Source organism: Klenkia sp. PcliD-1-E (genome assembly GCF_024124375.1).
Taxonomy (GTDB): domain Bacteria; phylum Actinomycetota; class Actinomycetes; order Mycobacteriales; family Geodermatophilaceae; genus Klenkia.
Genome location: NZ_JAMXRZ010000008.1, coordinates 36,509 through 53,523, shown reverse-complemented (window position 1 = coordinate 53,523; position 17,015 = coordinate 36,509). Strand labels below are relative to the sequence as shown.

The 17,015-nt window shown below is 73.8% G+C and carries 17 protein-coding genes; 10 read left to right on the top strand and 7 right to left on the bottom strand.

Translation table 11 applies throughout. From position 1 onward, the window contains the following. Window positions 1–122: 122 nt before the first annotated feature. The gene (locus NH342_RS03430; RefSeq protein WP_253011267.1) at window positions 123–557 is read right to left on the bottom strand and encodes a hypothetical protein; all 435 of its coding nucleotides are present in this window, start codon (window positions 555–557) and stop codon (window positions 123–125) included. Between the two features lie 95 nt (window positions 558–652). On the opposite strand from NH342_RS03430, the gene NH342_RS03425 reads away from it, so the two are divergent. Beyond that, window positions 653–1,294, top strand: a complete 642-nt coding sequence (locus NH342_RS03425; protein ID WP_253011265.1) for a fasciclin domain-containing protein — start codon at window positions 653–655, stop codon at window positions 1,292–1,294. A 7-nt stretch (window positions 1,295–1,301) separates the two neighbouring features. Here the strand turns inward: NH342_RS03425 and NH342_RS03420 are convergent, their stop codons facing one another. Beyond that, window positions 1,302–1,772, bottom strand: a complete 471-nt coding sequence (locus NH342_RS03420) for a TspO/MBR family protein (RefSeq protein ID WP_253011263.1) — start codon at window positions 1,770–1,772, stop codon at window positions 1,302–1,304. Between the two features lie 33 nt (window positions 1,773–1,805). Between NH342_RS03420 and pyrE the strand changes: the two genes are divergently transcribed. Then, window positions 1,806–2,360 carry an orotate phosphoribosyltransferase gene (gene pyrE, locus NH342_RS03415; protein ID WP_253011261.1) on the top strand — a complete coding sequence of 185 codons (555 nt, stop codon included), beginning with the start codon at window positions 1,806–1,808 and terminating at the stop codon, window positions 2,358–2,360. Window positions 2,361–2,458: 98 nt separating this feature from the next. On the opposite strand, the gene NH342_RS03410 is transcribed toward pyrE, so the two are convergent. Continuing rightward, window positions 2,459–3,070, bottom strand: coding sequence for a DedA family protein (locus tag NH342_RS03410; protein WP_253011259.1), 612 nt, complete (start codon window positions 3,068–3,070; stop codon window positions 2,459–2,461). Between the two features lie 80 nt (window positions 3,071–3,150). Between NH342_RS03410 and NH342_RS03405 the strand changes: the two genes are divergently transcribed. From NH342_RS03405 to ppsA, 6 genes are all read left to right on the top strand, one after another. After that, the gene (locus NH342_RS03405; RefSeq protein WP_253011257.1) at window positions 3,151–4,572 is read left to right on the top strand and encodes an FAD-binding oxidoreductase; all 1,422 of its coding nucleotides are present in this window, start codon (window positions 3,151–3,153) and stop codon (window positions 4,570–4,572) included. Window positions 4,573–4,591: 19 nt separating this feature from the next. After that, a complete protein-coding gene (locus NH342_RS03400; RefSeq protein WP_253011255.1) occupies window positions 4,592–5,950 on the top strand; it encodes an FAD-dependent oxidoreductase in 1,359 nt (452 codons plus the stop codon). Between the two features lie 74 nt (window positions 5,951–6,024). After that, window positions 6,025–7,056 (top strand): class II fructose-bisphosphate aldolase, encoded by a 1,032-nt coding sequence (fbaA, locus tag NH342_RS03395; protein WP_253011253.1) that lies wholly within the window; start codon window positions 6,025–6,027, stop codon window positions 7,054–7,056. Continuing rightward, the gene (locus tag NH342_RS03390) at window positions 7,053–7,460 is read left to right on the top strand and encodes a DUF3151 domain-containing protein (protein ID WP_253011249.1); all 408 of its coding nucleotides are present in this window, start codon (window positions 7,053–7,055) and stop codon (window positions 7,458–7,460) included. Before fbaA ends, NH342_RS03390 begins: the two co-directional genes overlap by 4 nt. Before the next feature lie 174 nt (window positions 7,461–7,634). Next, a complete protein-coding gene (locus NH342_RS03385) occupies window positions 7,635–8,546 on the top strand; it encodes a pyruvate, water dikinase regulatory protein (RefSeq protein ID WP_253011247.1) in 912 nt (303 codons plus the stop codon). Further along, on the top strand, window positions 8,543–10,909 hold the full coding sequence (ppsA, locus tag NH342_RS03380; protein ID WP_253011244.1) for a phosphoenolpyruvate synthase: 2,367 nt from the start codon (window positions 8,543–8,545) through the stop codon (window positions 10,907–10,909). Before NH342_RS03385 ends, ppsA begins: the two co-directional genes overlap by 4 nt. Here ppsA and NH342_RS03375 read toward each other — a convergent pair. Then, window positions 10,906–11,748, bottom strand: a complete 843-nt coding sequence (locus tag NH342_RS03375; RefSeq protein WP_253011242.1) for an ATP-binding cassette domain-containing protein — start codon at window positions 11,746–11,748, stop codon at window positions 10,906–10,908. The two genes, ppsA and NH342_RS03375, sit on opposite strands and share 4 nt — an antisense overlap. Window positions 11,749–11,800: 52 nt before the next feature. Continuing rightward, window positions 11,801–12,850, bottom strand: coding sequence for an ABC transporter permease (locus tag NH342_RS03370; RefSeq protein ID WP_253011240.1), 1,050 nt, complete (start codon window positions 12,848–12,850; stop codon window positions 11,801–11,803). Between the two features lie 78 nt (window positions 12,851–12,928). Between NH342_RS03370 and NH342_RS03365 the strand changes: the two genes are divergently transcribed. Next, window positions 12,929–14,170: an MFS transporter gene (locus tag NH342_RS03365; RefSeq protein WP_253011238.1), complete on the top strand. Its 1,242-nt coding sequence runs from the start codon at window positions 12,929–12,931 to the stop codon at window positions 14,168–14,170. Here NH342_RS03365 and NH342_RS03360 read toward each other — a convergent pair. Then, window positions 14,161–14,784: a hypothetical protein gene (locus tag NH342_RS03360; protein ID WP_253011236.1), complete on the bottom strand. Its 624-nt coding sequence runs from the start codon at window positions 14,782–14,784 to the stop codon at window positions 14,161–14,163. The genes NH342_RS03365 and NH342_RS03360 overlap by 10 nt on opposite strands. Window positions 14,785–14,848: 64 nt before the next feature. Here NH342_RS03360 and NH342_RS03355 point away from each other — a divergent pair, with 64 nt between their 5' ends. Next, a complete protein-coding gene (locus NH342_RS03355; protein WP_253011233.1) occupies window positions 14,849–16,138 on the top strand; it encodes an adenylosuccinate synthase in 1,290 nt (429 codons plus the stop codon). Between the two features lie 86 nt (window positions 16,139–16,224). Here NH342_RS03355 and NH342_RS03350 read toward each other — a convergent pair whose 3' ends face one another. Then, a complete protein-coding gene (locus NH342_RS03350; protein WP_253011231.1) occupies window positions 16,225–16,509 on the bottom strand; it encodes an endonuclease domain-containing protein in 285 nt (94 codons plus the stop codon). Window positions 16,510–17,015: the final 506 nt, after the last annotated feature.

Here is a 17,015-nt window from a genome sequence, read left to right as displayed (position 1 = left end):
CATCCTCGCCCGAGCCTGGTGCCGCGTCATCTACCGCTGCTGGACCGACAACGCCCCCTACGACCCCTCAACCCACGGCGGCGCGCAACGCCTTCTCGCCGCCAGGGGTTGACACAGGGCTCTCAGGCAGCGCGGGCGGGCAGCCACTCGCGGGTGGACCGGGCCAGCAGGCTGGCCACCGCCGCCACGCAGAGCACGAGCACCAGCAGCGAGGAGATCGTCGTCCCGCCCGCGGTGAGCGAGGACAGCACCGTGCGCAGGCCGACGAACAGCGCGACCGCGACACCCGTCCAGCGCGCCCAGGGACGGCGGCGGAGCAGGAAGACCGGAGCCACCGCCGCGAGCAGCCCCAGCACCAGGTACAGCACCTGGCCCAGCACCAGGCTGCGGGTCACCGCCGCGCGGTCGAGGTCCGGCTGGGCGGCCAGGTACTGGTCGACCACGGTGTCCTGGCCCACCAGGGTCAGCACCGTGCTGGCCGTGAGCAGCACCCCGGTGGCGAGCAGGGTGCCGGCGGCCACCCGGACCGACGGGGGAGCGGGCGCGGGAGCGGTCACCGGCCCACCCTGGCACGGCGTGCACCGCGACCGGTGCCGGATGCCCGACACTGGTCGGGCACCGGCCCGCCCCCGCACCCGAGGAGCCCCCGACCATGACCAGCCACCGCCCCGCGCGCGGCGCCCTGATCGCGGCCGCCACCGCCCTCGTCACCGTCCTGTCCGGCTGCTCCTCCTCCGGGGACGGGGAGACCAGCAGCGCCACGACCAGCGCCACCGCCACGTCCGCCTCGACGACGGCGCCCTCCACCGACCCGGTGGGCGCAGGTTGCTCGCAGCTGCCCGCCGACGCCCTCGCGACCCTGGCCACCCAGCCGGTCGGCACCGCGCTGGCCGGTGCGCCCCTGCTGAGCACGCTGGCCTCCGTGGTCGGGTCGGCCAACCTGACCGCGGCGCTGGACGCCCAGAGCGGCGTCACGGTGTTCGCCCCGGCCAACACCGCCTTCGACGCGGTGCCCGCCGACCAGCTCAACGCGCTGGTCGCCGACCTGCCGAGGCTGACGTCGGTGCTGCAGCACCACGTGGTCAGCGGCCGGCTCTCCCCCGACCAGGTGGTGGGCGACCACACCACGCTGCTCGGCGACACGGTCACGGTCACCGGCTCGGCCGACGCGCCGGTCGTCTCCGCCGACCAGACCCTGCTCGGTGCCGCCGACGCGACGGTCGTGTGCGGCAACGTGCAGACCGCGAACGCGACGGTCTACATCATCGACCAGGTGCTCGTCCCGCAGGCCTGATCCGGGGTCAGCGGCGGTTGCGGCGGGCGATCGCCCCGGAGAGCACGGTCGCGAACGCCGTCCAGGCCGCGTAGGGCACCAGCGCCGCGGCCGCCGGCCGGCTGACCCGGTCGGCGCGACGCACCAGGTCCACCGTGGAGACGGTCAGCGCGGCGGACTCGGCCGTGGCCAGCCACGGCCGGTGGGCGCGGAAGAAGATCGGCGTCCAGGCGGTGTTCAGCGCCAGGTTCGCGGCGAAGGCCCGGGCGAAGTCGTGCCGCTGCTGCGGGCCCGCCGTGGTCAGCACCTCGCCGCCGGCCCAGCCGATGCCCGTGTAGAGCGCGGTCCAGACGATGCCGAAGGTCTGCGGCGGCGGGTAGAACGACGGCTTGGACAGCCGGGTGAACCAGCGGCTGTCCGGGTCGGTGGCCAGCCCGCCCACCACGGCCGAGCCGACGACGAGGGCGGCGGCGGCCAGCCGGTCCGGGGAGACGGTCATGCGGGGATCGTCGTCCTCAGTAGGGTCGCCCGCATGACGGCGCCGACCCAGCACCCCGACCGGACCCGGCTGCAGGAGCTGATCACCGACCTCGCCGTGGTGCACGGGAAGGTGACGCTCTCGTCGGGCCGGGAGGCCGACTGGTACATCGACATGCGGCGGCTGACCCTGCACCACGAGGGCGCCCCGCTCGTGGGCCGGGTCATGCGTCAGCTCACGGCCGACCTGCGCTACGACGTGGTCGGCGGGCTCACCCTGGGCGCCGACCCGGTGGCCACCGCGATGCTGCACGCCGCCGGCGACGGCGAGGGCTTCCTGGACGCCTGCGTGGTGCGCAAGCAGGGCAAGGCGCACGGCCTGCAGCGACGGATCGAGGGCCCGGACGTCGCCGGGCGCACGGTGCTGGTCGTGGAGGACGTCTCCACCACCGGCGGCAGCCCGCTCACCGCCGCCGAGGCGCTCACCGAGGCCGGCGCGGAGGTCATCGGGGTGGCGGTCGTCGTGGACCGCGGTGCCCGCGCCGCCGTCGAGGCCGCCGGCTACGAGTACCGCGCCGCGTTCTCCTTAAAGGACCTGGACCTCGCCTGATCCCCCCACCTGTGGGCCGTCATCCGACGCCGAGGACCCAGCACTGCGCCGGAACGGGTCCTGACCGTCAAGCGACGCCGGTGGGTGGCCTGGCCTGATCAGGCGGGGCGGCCGCTGCGGCGGCCGCGCACCACCTCGATGACGACGGGGACCAGCGACAGCGCCACGACGCCGAGGATGAACAGCTCGACGTGGTCACGGACGACGGCGACCTGGCCGAGGAAGTAGCCGAGCAGGGTCACCCCGGCCGCCCAGAGGACGCCGCCGAGCACCGACCAGACCACGTAGCGCCGCACGTCCATGCGGGAGACGCCGGCCATCACGGTGGCGAAGGTGCGCACGATCGGCACGAAGCGGGCCAGCAGGATCGTGCGGTTGCCGTTGCGGTCGAAGAAGGCCTGCGCCTTGGCCACGTACTCGGCCTTGAACAGCCGGCTGTCGGGCCGGCTGAAGACCGCCGGCCCGACCCGGCGGCCGATCCAGTAGCCCACCAGGTTGCCCGCGATCGCGGCCAGCGGGAGCGCGACCAGCAGCACCCACAGCCGCACGGTCAGCAGGCCGCTGGCCACCAGCAGGCCCGCGGTGAACAGCAGCGAGTCACCGGGCAGGAAGAACCCGACCAGCAGCCCGCACTCGGCGAAGAGGATCACCATGATCCCGATCAGCCCGAAGGTGTTGATCAGGTGTTCCGGGTCCAGGAAGGAGCTCACGGCGCCGGACCGTACGTGCACGGGCTGTGAACCACCTGCACGCGCTGGGGCGTGTCGGTGGCAGGTCGTACCGTGGGACCGTGACCGCCACCACAGCGACGCCGACGTCGCCGGACGCCGCCACCCCCGACTGGCTCGCGGAGCTCACCGCCGCGCTGGGCCGGGACAGCGTGCTCACCGACCCCGACGTCACCGCCTCCTACGCCCGCGACCAGGCGATGCTGGCCCCGGCGGGCACCCCCGCCGCGGTCGTCCTGCCGCGCACCACCGAGGAGGTGTCCGCGGTCATGCGCATCGCGCACGCGCACGGCGTCCCCGTGGTGCCGCGCGGTGCCGGCTCCGGCCTGGCGGGGGCGGCCAACGCCGTCGACGGCGCCATCACGCTGGTCATGACGCGCATGGACGCGGTGCTTGAGGTGTCCACCGCCGACCGGCTGGCCGTCGTCCAGCCCGGCGTGGTGAACAAGGCGCTGCGCGACGAGGTGGCCAGGCACGGGCTGTTCTACCCGCCGGACCCGTCGTCCTACGACTGGTGCACGATCGGCGGCAACCTGGCCAACAACTCCGGCGGCCTGTGCTGCGTGAAGTACGGCGTCACCACCGACTACGTGCTCGGCATGGAGGTCGTCCTCGCCGACGGGCGGGTGCTGCGCACCGGCCGGCGCACGGTCAAGGGCGTGGCCGGCTACGACCTGCCGAAGCTCTTCGTCGGCTCCGAGGGCACCCTCGGCGTCATCACCGAGGCCACGCTGTCGCTGCGGCCGGCGCCGCGCACGCCGGTCACCCTGGTCGCCACGTTCTCCAGCACCGCGCAGACCGGTCAGGTCGTGGAGGCGGCGGTGAGCTGCGGCGTCGTCCCCAGCCTCATGGAGGTCATGGACCGGACCTGCATCCGGGCCGTGGACGACATGCTCAAGGCCGACCTCGACCGCGACGCCCACGCCCTGCTGGTCGCGCAGTCCGACGCCGGCGGCGAGGCCGCGGTGGCCGAGATGGAGGTGCTGGCCCAGCTGTGCCGCGACGCCGGCTGCGACCTGGTGCACGTCACCGACGACGCCGCCGAGGGCGACCTGCTGCTGGCCGCCCGCCGGATGGCGCTGCCCGCGCTGGAGCAGTTGGGCACCACGCTCATCGACGACGTCGCCGTCCCCCGGTCGCGGATAGCCGCGTTCCTCGACGGCTGCGACGCCATCGCCCGGGAGCGCGGGCTGGTCATCGGGGTCGTCGGGCACGCCGGCGACGGCAACATGCACCCGACCATCTGCTTCGACCCCACCGACGCCGAGCAGGCGCAGCGCGCGCACCGGGCCTTCGACGACATCCTGGAGCTGGGGTTGTCGATGGGCGGCACGATCACCGGTGAGCACGGGGTGGGCAACCTGAAGTCGGAGTGGCTGGAGCGGGAGATCGGCCCGGTGTCCCTCGACGTGCACCGCTCGATCAAGCGCGCGCTGGACCCGTCCGGGCTGCTCAACCCCGGGAAGATGTTCAGCGCCGGCTGAGCGGGGGCACCAGCGGACGATGTCGAGTCAACGGCTGCTGGTCATCGGGGGCGACGCGGGCGGCATGTCCGCCGCGTCGCAGGCCCGCCGCATCGACGAGTCCCTGGAGATCGTGGTCCTCGAGCAGGGCGAGGACACGTCCTACTCGGCGTGCGGCATCCCGTACTGGGTCGGGGACCTGGTCGGCAGCCGCGACGACCTGGTCGCGCGCACGCCCGAGGAGCACCGCCGGCGCGGCATCGAGGTGCACACCGGCGCCCGCGCCGAGTCCGTCGACCTCGACGCGTGCCGGGTCACCGCCGCCGACGGGCGCACCTTCGACTACGACACCCTGCTCGTCGCCACCGGTGGACGGCCGACCCGGCCGCCCATCGAGGGCCTGAGCGCGCCGGGCGTGTTCGGTGTGCACCGGCTGGACGACGGCGCCCGCATCCGCGCCGCGGTCGACGCCCTGCCCGGCGACCGGCAGGGCAGGGCCGTCGTCCTGGGCGGGGGCTACATCGGCCTGGAGATGGCCGAGGTGCTGCAGCGCCGCGGCCTGTCCGTCGACGTCGTCCTCGCCGACCCGTTGCCGATGGGCCTGCTCGACGCCGACATGGGCGAGCGGGTCTGCGCGGGCATGCGGGCGATGGGCCTGGGCGTGCACACCGACCAGGCGGTGCGCGAGGTGCTGCTGGACGCCGACGGCCGCGCGTGCGGGGTGCGCACCGACCAGGGGACCTACAACGCCGACCTCGTCGTCCTCGGGCTCGGCATGGGCCCGGAGGCACGGCTGGCCCAGGCGGCCGGCCTGGGCATCGGCGTCACCGGCGGCATCGACGTCGACGCCACCATGCGCAGCCGCACGCACGAGAACGTGTTCGCCGCCGGCGACTGCGTGCAGACCTACCACCACCTCACCGGTGAGCCCGCCCACGTCGCGCTGGGCACGCACGCCAACAAGCAGGGCCGGGTCGCCGGTTCGGTCATCGCCGGCCGGCCCGCCCGGTTCGCCGGTGTCCTGGGGACGGCGGTGACCAAGGTGGGCGACCTGGAGATCGGCCGCACCGGGCTGTGCACCACGCAGGCCGAGGCGGCCGGCTTCGACTACCGCACCGACGTCGTCGAGGGCACCACCCGGGCCGGCTACTACCCCGGCGCCGAGGACGTCGCGGTCAAGCTGATCACCGAGGCCGGTTCCGGGCGGTTGCTCGGAGGCCAGGTGGTGGGCGGGCAGGGCGCCGGCAAGCGGGTCGACGTGCTGGCCACCGCGATCTGGGCGCGGATGACCGCCGAGGAGCTGTCGGAGTCCGACCTGTCCTACGCCCCGCCGTTCTCCCCGACCTACGACGTCGTGGCGGTGGCCGCGCGGGTGGTCAGCCGGGCCGAGCGGGGCTGACCGCTGTGCGCCCCGGCCCGGGGCGCGATACTGACCCGCGAGCAGCTCGTCCTCTCTTCGACAGGAGCGTCACCGTGCCCATCGCGACCCCCGAGGTCTACGCCGACATGATCAGCCGGGCGAAGGAGAACGGCTTCGCCTACCCGGCCATCAACTGCACCTCCTCGGAGACGGTCAACGCCGCGCTGCGCGGGTTCGCCGACGCCGGGTCCGACGGCATCATCCAGTTCTCCACCGGCGGCGCGGAGTTCATCTCCGGCACCCGGGTGAAGGACATGGTCGTGGGCGCGACGGCGCTGGCCGAGTACGCCCACGTCGTCGCGCAGCACTACCCGGTCAACGTCGCGCTGCACACCGACCACTGCCCCAAGGACAAGCTCGACAGCTACGTGCGGCCGCTCATCGCGCTGTCGCAGGAGCGGGTCGACAAGGGCGGCAACCCGCTGTTCCAGTCGCACATGTGGGACGGCTCGGCCATCGACCTGGACGAGAACCTGTCGATCGCCGCGGAGCTGATCGAGAAGACCTCCGCCGCGAAGATCGTGCTGGAGCTGGAGATCGGCGTCGTCGGCGGCGAGGAGGACGGCGTCTCCCACGACATCAACGACAAGCTCTACACCGCCCCCGGTGACTTCGTGCAGACCGCGAAGGCGCTCGGTCTGGGCGAGAAGGGCATCTACCTGCTGGCCGCCACCTTCGGCAACGTGCACGGGGTCTACAAGCCGGGCAACGTGAAGCTGCGCCCCGAGGTGCTCAAGGAGGGCCAGGAGGTCGTCGTCTCCGAGCTGGGCCTGGACGCCGGGTCCAAGCCGTTCAACTTCGTCTTCCACGGCGGGTCGGGCTCCTCGCAGGAGGAGATCCGCGAGGCGCTGTCCTACGGCACGGTGAAGATGAACGTCGACACCGACACCCAGTACGCCTTCACCCGGCCGATCGCCGGGCACATGTTCAGCAACTACGACGGCGTGCTCAAGGTCGACGGCGAGGTCGGCAACAAGAAGACCTACGACCCGCGCACCTACATGAAGCTGGCCGAGACGAACATGGCCGCCCGCGTCACCCAGGCCTGCGAGGACCTGCTGTCGGCGGGGACGGCGCAGTCGTGACCCACGCCCACCGGGACCTGCTGGGCCCGCCGCCGGAGACGCTGCTGCCGGCGAACCCCGAGGCCGACGCCGCCCTGGCCGCCGGCACGCCGGCCGCCGAGGTGGCCGCCGCGCACCCGACGGTGAGCGCCGCCTGGGCGCAGCTGGCCGAGGAGGCGCTGGCCGGCGGGCGGGTCATCGAGGCCTACGCCTACGGCCGCACCGGCTACCACCGCGGTCTGGACGCGCTGCGCCGCAACGGCTGGAAGGGCTACGGCCCGGTGCCGTGGTCGCACGAGCCCAACCGCGGCTTCCTGCGCTGCGTGACCGAGCTGGCCAAGGCCAGCGAGGCGATCGGCGAGACCGCCGAGACCCAGCGCCTCACCGAGCTGCTGCGCGACTGCGACCCCACCCTCGCCCCCTGACCGCTGCATCCGCCCGGGTCGACCCGCGTCGGCGCCTCCTCCTCCCCGTCCTGACGCGGAGGAACGGGCCGTTGCGCGGGTTGACCCGCGGCAGGCGGTCGGGTCTACCGTCTGCACATATGTTCTGGGCGTAAGCACTTCTGTGCCGCGCGATCCCGTGGCACGATGCGCGGGATGAGCACCGCAGCTCTGCCCTCCGCGGCCCCGTCGGACGACCGCACCGTCGTCCCGGTCTTCTTCCTGTCCGACTCCACGGGCATCAGTGCCGAGATCATGGGCAACGCGTTGCTCATCCAGTTCCCCGAGCTGAGCTTCGAGCGCAACCTCGTCCCCTTCATCGCCACCGTCGAGATGGCCCGCGAGGTGGTGGCCCAGCTCGACGAGGCGATGGCCGCGGCCCAGGCCGGGACGGCCGCGGCGCCGCTGGTGTTCTGCACCGCCGTCGTCGACGAGGTGCGCGCCGAGCTGCTGCGCACCACGGCCCCGGTCATCGACCTGTTCGGCATGCACATGGCCCGGGTCGAGGAGCTGCTCGGCGTCCGCGGCCTGCGGGAGGCCCGGCGGCTGCACGGGGTGGGCGACGTCCGCCGGTACAACGACCGGATGGCCGCCGTCGAGTTCGCCATCGAGCACGACGACGGCCAGACCTTCCGGGCCATCGAGCGGGCCGACGTCATCCTGCTGGCACCCTCGCGGTGCGGGAAGACGCCCACCGCCATGTACCTGGCCCTGCAGCACGGCCTGTTCGTCGCCAACTACCCGCTGGTCGACGAGGACCTGGAGACCACCGACCTGCCCCGGCCGGTGCGCGACCACGCCGCCAAGTGCTTCGGCCTGACCACCACGGTGACCCGGCTGTCCCGGGTCCGCCAGGAGCGGCGGGCGAACTCCCGCTACGCCTCCGAGGCGCAGTGCCGTTTCGAGCTGCGCCAGGCCGGCGCGATGTACCACCGGCACAAGCTGCCGACGATCGACACCTCGAGCTCGTCGGTCGAGGAGATCGCCGCCGTGGTCCTGCAGACCCTCAAGCGCACCCGCCCCGGCGCCCGCCGGCCGGCGTCCGGCACCCCTGGAGGAAAACCGTGAGCACCGAGAACGTCCGCTGGTTCGCCGAGCTGGGGATGGCCGACCTGGAGGAGGTCGGGGGCAAGAACTCCTCGCTGGGCGAGATGATCTCCAACCTCGCCGACGCCGGCGTGAAGGTGCCCGACGGGTTCGCGACGACCTCGCACGCCTACCGGTCGTTCCTGGGCGACACCGGTCTGGCGGAGCGGATCACCGAGAAGCTCGCCGCCCTCGACGTCGACGACGTGCGGGCGCTGGCGGCGGCGGGCAAGGAGATCCGCGGCTGGATGGTGGAGCAGCCCTTCCCCGAGGAGCTGGAGTCCGACATCCGGTCGGCCTACGAGCAGCTGGCCGCCGACGCCGAGCTGTCCTTCGCCGTCCGGTCGTCGGCCACGGCCGAGGACCTGCCGGACGCCTCCTTCGCCGGGCAGCAGGAGACCTTCCTGAACGTCCGCGGCATCGAGGCCGTGCTGACCGCGATCCGCGAGGTGTACGCCAGCCTCTACAACGACCGGGCGATCGCCTACCGGGTGCACCACGGCTTCGCCCACGACGCGGTGGCCCTCAGTGCGGGTGTGCAGCGGATGGTGCGCTCGGACGTCGGGTCCTCGGGCGTCATGTTCACCATGGACACCGAGTCCGGCTTCCCCGACGCGGTGTTCATCACCAGCGCGTTCGGCCTGGGCGAGGGCGTGGTGCAGGGCGCGGTGAACCCCGACGAGTTCTACGTCTACAAGCCCGCGCTGAGGGCCGGGAAGGCCGCCATCCTCAAGCGCGGCGTGGGCGCCAAGGCCACCAAGATGGTCTACACCGACGACGCCACGGTCGGCCGGACGACGGAGTTCGTGGACGTCGAGGAGGCCGAGTCCCGCCTGCTGTCGCTGACCGACGAGGACGTGCTGACCCTGGCCCGGTACGCGGTGACCATCGAGGAGCACTACGGCCGCCCGATGGACATCGAGTGGGGCAAGGACGGCCTGGACGGGCAGCTGTACGTGCTGCAGGCGCGGCCGGAGACCGTGGTCTCCCGCGGCACGTCCCTGGAGCGCTACACCATCACCGGGTCGGGCACCGTCGTGGTCGAGGGCCGGGCAATCGGGCAGAAGATCGGCGCCGGTGCGGTGAAGGTGCTCTCCGACATCGACCAGATGGCCGACTTCGAGCGCGGCGACGTGCTGGTCGCGGACATGACCGACCCCGACTGGGAGCCGATCATGAAGCGCGCGTCGGCGATCGTCACCAACCGGGGCGGCCGGACCTGCCACGCGGCGATCATCGCCCGCGAGCTGGGCATCCCCGCCGTCGTCGGCACCGGCAACGCGACGAAGGTGCTCGAGGACGGCCGCGAGGTCACCGTCTCCTGCGCGGAGGGCGACGTCGGCAACGTCTACGACGGGCGCGTCGACTTCGACGTCAGCGAGACCAAGCTCGACGAGATGCCCGAGATCCCCACCAAGATCATGATGAACGTCGGGACGCCGGAGCAGGCCTTCGCCTTCTCCCGGCTGCCGCACAGGGGCGTGGGCCTGGCGCGACTGGAGTTCATCATCAACCGCCAGATCGGCATCCACCCCCGCGCCCTGCTCGAGTTCGACTCCCTCGAGGGCCGGCTCAAGGAGGAGGTCGGCGAGATCATCGCCGCCTACCCCTCGCCGCGGGACTACTTCGTGCAGCGGGTCGCCGAGGGCATCTCGATGATCGCGGCGGCGTTCGCGCCGGAGCCGGTGATCGTGCGGATGAGCGACTTCAAGTCCAACGAGTACGCCAACCTGCTGGGCGGGGAGGCCTACGAGCCGGACGAGGAGAACCCGATGATCGGCTACCGCGGTGCGTCGCGGTACCTGTCGGAGGACTTCGCCGAGTGCTTCGCGATGGAGTGCGAGGCGCTCAAGCACGTGCGCGACGAGATGGGCCTGACCAACGTCAAGATCATGATCCCGTTCGTGCGGACGGTCGCCGAGATCGAGGGCGTCGTCGAGCTGCTGGGCACCCACGGGCTGGTCCGCGGGGAGAACGACCTGTCGGTCGTGATGATGTGCGAGCTGCCCTCCAACGCCCTGCTGGCCGACGAGTTCCTCGACCACGTCGACGGGTTCTCCATCGGGTCCAACGACATGACCCAGCTGACCCTGGGCCTGGACCGCGACAGCTCGCTGGTCGCCGCCACGTTCGACGAGCGCAACCCGGCCGTGCTGAAGATGCTCGAGATGGCCATCACCGCCTGCACCGCCCGCGGGAAGTACGTGGGCATCTGCGGCCAGGGCCCCTCCGACCACCCCGACCTGGCTCAGTGGCTGGTCGAGCAGGGCATCGAGTCCATGTCGCTGAACCCCGACACCGTCGTCGACACCTGGCTGGCGATCGCGGGGGAGCAGCAGGGCTAGCGGCCCCGGCGCAGCTCGGCGGTGAGGGTGGCGAGGGCCTCGCCACCGCTCATCAGCTGGGTCAGGCCCTCGACGTCGACGTCCTCGCGGGTCAGGTCGGCGGCCACCCGGCCGCCGGCCAGCAGGACGAACCGGTCGCCGACCAGGTGCGCGTAGGTCGGCAGCGACGTCACGAACAGCACGGCCACCCCGGCGTCCCGGGCGGCGACGACGGTGCGCAGCACCAGCGCGTGCTGGGCCACCGTCAGCGGCGCGGCCGGCTCGTCGACCACCAGCACCCGGGCGCCGAAGTGCACCGCCCGGGCCACCGCCAGGCTGTGCCGCTGGCCCTGCTGCAGCGCCGCGGCCGGCTGGTTGACGGCCAGCCCGGCCAGCCCGACCCGCTCCAGCGCCCGGGTCGCCCCGTCGCGGGCGGCGTCCAGGTCGATCCGGCGGAACGGCCAGACCCCGCGGGTGGGTTCGTCGCCCAGCCAGAAGTTGCGCCACACCGGCATCAGCGGGACGACGGCCAGGTCCTGGAAGATGGTCGCGATGCCCCGCGCCCGGGCCTGCCGCGGACGACGGAGGAGCACCGGCCGGCCCTCGACCAGCAGCTCGCCCTCGTCGTGCCGGCGCACGCCCGACACCACCTGCACGACCGTCGACTTCCCGGCCCCGTTCTCGCCCAGCAGGCAGGTCACCGTGCCCGGGACGAGCCGCAGCGAGACGCGGTCCAGGGCCGGCACGCTGCCGTAGCGCACCGTCACCCCGCGCAGCTCCAGCGCCGGCTCGGCAGCGACCGGCGGCAGCACCGGGCTGCCGTCGGGCTCGGGGAAGGGCAGCGCCTCCTGCACGCTCACGATGGCCCGCTCACGATGGCCCGCTCACGACGGCCCGCTCACGACGGCCCGCTCACGAGCGCGGCACCGCGATCAGCCGGCGGCGGGCGACGCCGTTGGCCAGCAGCGCGACCACCAGCAGCACGCCCAGCACGACCTGGAACGAGGGTGCGGGCCAGCCGGCCACCCCGATCCCGGTGCGCACCGTGCCGTAGAGCAGCGCGCCGGCCGCGGCGCCGACCGCCGACCCGTAGCCGCCGCCGAGCAGGCAGCCCCCGATGACCGCGACCACCAGGTACTCGATCTCCGCGCCGAACCCCGGCGCCACCGGCACCCCGCCCTGGCGGACCAGGGCCAGCGTGCCGAGCAGCCAGGCCGCCGTCGCGGTGAGCAGGTACAGCGCCACCGTCGTCCAGGCCGTGGGCACGCCCAGCTCGCGGGCGGCGCGGCGGGACCCGCCGAGGGCGTACACGGCGTTGCCGAACCGGGTGCGGCGCAGCAGCCAGCCGGCCAGCAGCACGGCCACGACCCACCACAGGACGTCCACCCGGAACCGGCCACCGCCCAGGGTCAGGGACGACCCGAAGACCGCCTCGGCCGACGCCCAGCCCGGCGCGCCCTCGACGCCGCCGACCAGCGAGGTGCCGGCCACCGACTGCGCGACCACCAGCGTGCCGCCCTGCAGCACCAGGAACGTGGCCAGCGTGACCAGGAAGCTGGGCAGGCCCGTCACCACCACGAGCAGGCCGTTCACCGCGCCCACCGCCAGCGCGGCCAGCAACGACGCGGCCAGTGCCGGCCACAGACCCCAGCCTGCCTCGGTCACCAGCAGCCCCGCGGTGACGCTGCTGGCCACCGACAGCACCCCGATCGAGACGTCGAACTGGCCGGCGACCAGCAGCAGGGTGACCGCCACCGCACCGATGCCGATCAGCGCAGCGGCGTCCAGCACCGATGCCCAGCCGCCGGCACCCACCAGCCGGGGCGCCTGGGCGCCGAACACGACGAGGGCCACCACGACGCCGGCGAACGCGGGGGTGCTGGGCCGGTTCAGCAGCCGCCGTCCCCAGGACGGCGGGCGCCGCTCCGGCACCCCGAACACCGGGCGCTGGGCAGCGGTCACCACGGGCGACGGTCGGCAGTCGGCGGCAGGGGGGCCTCCTCGGGGGTGCAGGCCACCAGTGTCCCCTACGGTGCGGGGGTGGACCCCGTCCGGCAGCGCCGCCGGCTGCTGGTCGCGCTGTTCGCCACCGCGGTCAGCACCCAGTCGCCGTCCCCGCTCCTCCTGCGCTACGCCGACGAGCTCGACCTCGGCGCGCTGACCCTCACCCTGTTCTTCGCCGCCTACGCCGTCGGGCTGGTGCCCTCGCTGCTGCTGGCCGGCCCGCTGTCGGACCGCGACGGTCGCCGCCGGGTCGTCGTCGGTGGGGTGCTCGCCGCGCTGGCCTGCACGCTGGTGCTCATCGCGGCCGACGTCGGCGGCGTGTGGTTCCTGGCGGTCGGCCGAGTCGCCCAGGGCCTGGCCAGTGGCGCGGTGTTCACCGTCGGCACGGTGTGGCTGCGGGAGCTCTCCGGGGGCGCCGACGCCGGGGCCGCCGGGCGGGTGCGGCGGGCCGCGGCCGTCGCCAGCGCCGCCATGGCCACCGGGTTCGCCGCCGGACCCCTGGTCGCCGGGCTGCTCGTGCAGTGGGGGCCGGCGCCCCAGCTGGTCGCGCTGGTGCCGTCCGCGCTGCTGCTGCTGGCCGGGGTGCTGGGGCTGCGCGGGGTGCCCGAGACGGTGACCGAGCGTCGTCCGGGCCGGCTCGCGCTCGGCGTCCCCCCGGTCGCCCGGCCGGCGTTCTGGGCCTACCTGCTGCCGGTCGGGCTGACCGTCTACACCTACGCGGTCCTGTCGCTGACCGTGTTCCCGCTGCTGGTGGCCGGGGCCGGGTTCGGCGCGGTGTTCGCCCTGGTCGGGGTGTCGGCGCTGCTGGTGCAGGGCAGCGCCGCGCTGGTCACCCCGCTGGCCACCAGGCTCGGCCCGGTCGTCTCCGGCCCGCTGGCCGCCGTGCTCGCCGCCGGCGGGTGCGGGCTGGGCTACCTCGCCGTCCAGCCCGGCGGCTGGCCCTGGGTGCTGCCGGCCTGCCTGCTGATCGGGCTGGGGGAAGGGCTGGGCATGACGTCGGGCGTCGCGGTCTGCGACCGGGTCGCCCCGCCGGACCGCCGCGGTGCGCTGCTGAGCGCCTTCTACCTCCCGGTCTACGCAGGGTTCGTCGTCCCGACCGTGCTGGCGCTGGTCAGCGGCGACGCTCTGCGCGGCGGCGTGCCGATCCTCGTGCTCGGCGCGGTCGCGCTGGCGCTCGCCGTCGTGTTGCTGGGGCCGGGCCGGTCGGCGCTGCGGACGGCCGGGGCCACCACCGCCCCGCCGCTGGTGCCGGTGGTGGAGACCGGGCCTCAGGGCTGAAGCCGCCAGCGCACCCGGTCGTCGGCGTACCAGGTCCAGCGCTGCACCTCGCGGTCGACCGGCACGCCGTCGCGGAGCACCCGCGCCGGGTCGCAGGCCACCTGGAGCGCCCGCCCCGTCGTCCGGCCCGGTCGGCGCAGGGGGACCGTGACGACGGCGACGGAGATCTGGTCCTCGACGTCCCACGACGGCCGGACCTCGATGCGGGTGATGTCGCCGTCGGCCACCTTGACCGCGTCGTGGTGGGCCTGTGCGCCGAACCGCCGCGCCAGCGCGCGCCCGGGCGCGGCGGACTCGATGCGGCCGTGGTGCAGCAGCACCCCGCCGTGGTCGTCGCGCACCAGCGGCAGCTCCCGCGGCGCCCCGGTGCCCAGGCCCAGGTCGCGGGCCAGGCCGCGGCAGTCCGCGTCACCCTCGACCGGCTCCCACCCGACGGTGACCACCGGCAGCCGGTCGGACTTCCACAACCGGGCCAGGACGGCGGCCAGCGCCTGGACCGGTCCCTGGACCACCAGGACGCCGTCGGGGGTGGCGTCGACCACCGACGCGACGTGGCGGCGGGAGGGTCCCTGGCCGGGGGCCAGGCCCCGCAGGTCGAACCGGGCGACGTCCACGGCGCTACCCTGCCACCTGCCAGCCGGGGATCCTCCGGATGCTGACGCGAAGGAGAACGGCCCGATGCCGGCAGTCGTGCTGATCGGTGCCCAGTGGGGCGACGAGGGCAAGGGGAAGGCCACCGACATCCTCGGCGGCCGGGTGCCCTACGTGGTCCGCTACCAGGGCGGCAACAACGCCGGGCACACGGTGATCACGCCGGACGGCGAGCGGTACGCGCTGCACCTGATCCCGTCGGGGATCCTGACGCCGGGCTGCACGCCGGTCATCGGCAACGGCGTCGTCGTCGACCCGCAGGTGCTCATCGGCGAGCTCGCCGGTCTCGAGGAGCGCGGTGTGGACACCTCGCGGCTGGTCATCTCCAGCGACGCGCACCTGATCATGCCGCACCACCGGGCCCTGGACCGGGTCACCGAGCGCTTCCTCGGCAAGTCCAAGATCGGGACGACGGGGCGCGGCATCGGGCCGGCCTACGGCGACAAGGTCGCCCGCGTCGGCATCCGCGCCCAGGACCTGCTCGACCTCGGCATCCTGCGGGACAAGCTCGAGGCCGTGCTGCGGGAGAAGAACCAGATCCTGGTCAAGGTCTACAACCGCAAGGCCATCGACGTCGACGAGGTCGTCGAGGAGTACACCGGGTACGCCGAGGTGCTCAAGCACCGCATCGCCGACACCCGGCTGCTGCTGGGCAACGCCCTCGACCGCGGCGAGTGGGTGCTGCTGGAGGGCTCGCAGGGCACGCTCCTCGACGTCGACCACGGCACCTACCCGTTCGTCACGTCGAGCAACCCGACGGCGGGCGGCGCCTCGGCCGGCTCGGGGATCGGGCCCACCCGCATCGAGCGCGTCGTCGGGATCCTCAAGGCCTACACCACCCGGGTGGGCTCGGGGCCGTTCCCGACCGAGCTGTTCGACGCCGACGGCGAGTACCTGCGCAAGCAGGGCGGCGAGGTGGGCGTGACCACCGGCCGCGACCGCCGCTGCGGCTGGTTCGACGCCGTCATCGCCCGCTACGCCTCGCGGGTCAACGGCATCACCGACTACTTCCTGACCAAGCTCGACGTCCTCTCCGGGCTGGAGACGGTGCCGATCTGCGTGGCCTACGAGGTGGACGGCGTCCGGCACGACGAGATGCCGATGACCCAGACCGACCTGCACCACGCCACCCCGGTGTACGAGGAGATGCCGGGCTGGTTCGAGGACATCACGCACTGCCGCACCTTCGACGAGCTGCCCGCCAACGCGCAGGCCTACGTGCAGCGGCTCGAGGAGCTCTCGGGCGCGCGGATCAGCGTCATCGGCGTCGGCCCCGGCCGCGAGGAGAACATCCAGATCCGCGACCTCCTCGACTGACACCCGCTTCCACGGCGCTGCATCCCGGGGTTCTCGCCCTCTCCGACCTCCGTGAGAGGGCGACAACCCCGGGATGGATGAACGACTCAGGCGGCGAGGGCGGCGACGACCTGAGCGGCGACCACCTCTGGCCGGTGCAGGTCGGCGGCGGTCAGGTGCACGACCCGCCAGCCTGCGGCCAGCAGTGCGTTCAGCCGGCGCCGGTCGCGGGCGAACTGCCCTTCCTCGGCGTGCCAGGCGCCGTCGTACTCCACGGCCACCCGCTGCTCGGGGAAGGCCAGGTCGACCCGGGCGACGAAGCCGCCGCGGCCGTCGCGCACGACGAACTGCGGTACGGCCACGAGCCCCCGGCGGCGCAGCTGCACCCGCACCAGCGACTCGGGGGTGACTCCGCACGTCTGTCGGTCCAGCAGATCGCGGTCAGGGCCTCCGGCCCGCATCGCGCGGCGGTGGCCAGCAGACGGGTCACGGGCACCCCGGTGGCGGCCAGCAGCTGGTCGAGCACGGGGACGGTCTCCTCGGCGGGACCCGACCGGGCGACGTCGAGGCCGGTGCGCACCACGGACGTGCAGCGCACCCCGCGGTGGACCACCACGTCCTGGGGCGGGAGCGCCACCTCCCTGATGGTCAGGCCGGCCACGGGCCCCCACCGGGCCGGGGTGGAGACCTCCACGGGGTCGCCGACGTCCATCGCCGCGCCGGCACCGTGCAGCCAAGCCGACGTCCGCCCGCTGAACGCCGCGCCGGGCGGGAGGACGAGCCGCGCCGCCCGGATCTGCAGCAACGGTCCCGCGGGCAACCCGGCATCGGCGTAGACACCGCGGAGGGGCCGCTGCCAGGCCGACGACCGCAACTGCTTCGGGGTCAGCAGGCCCTG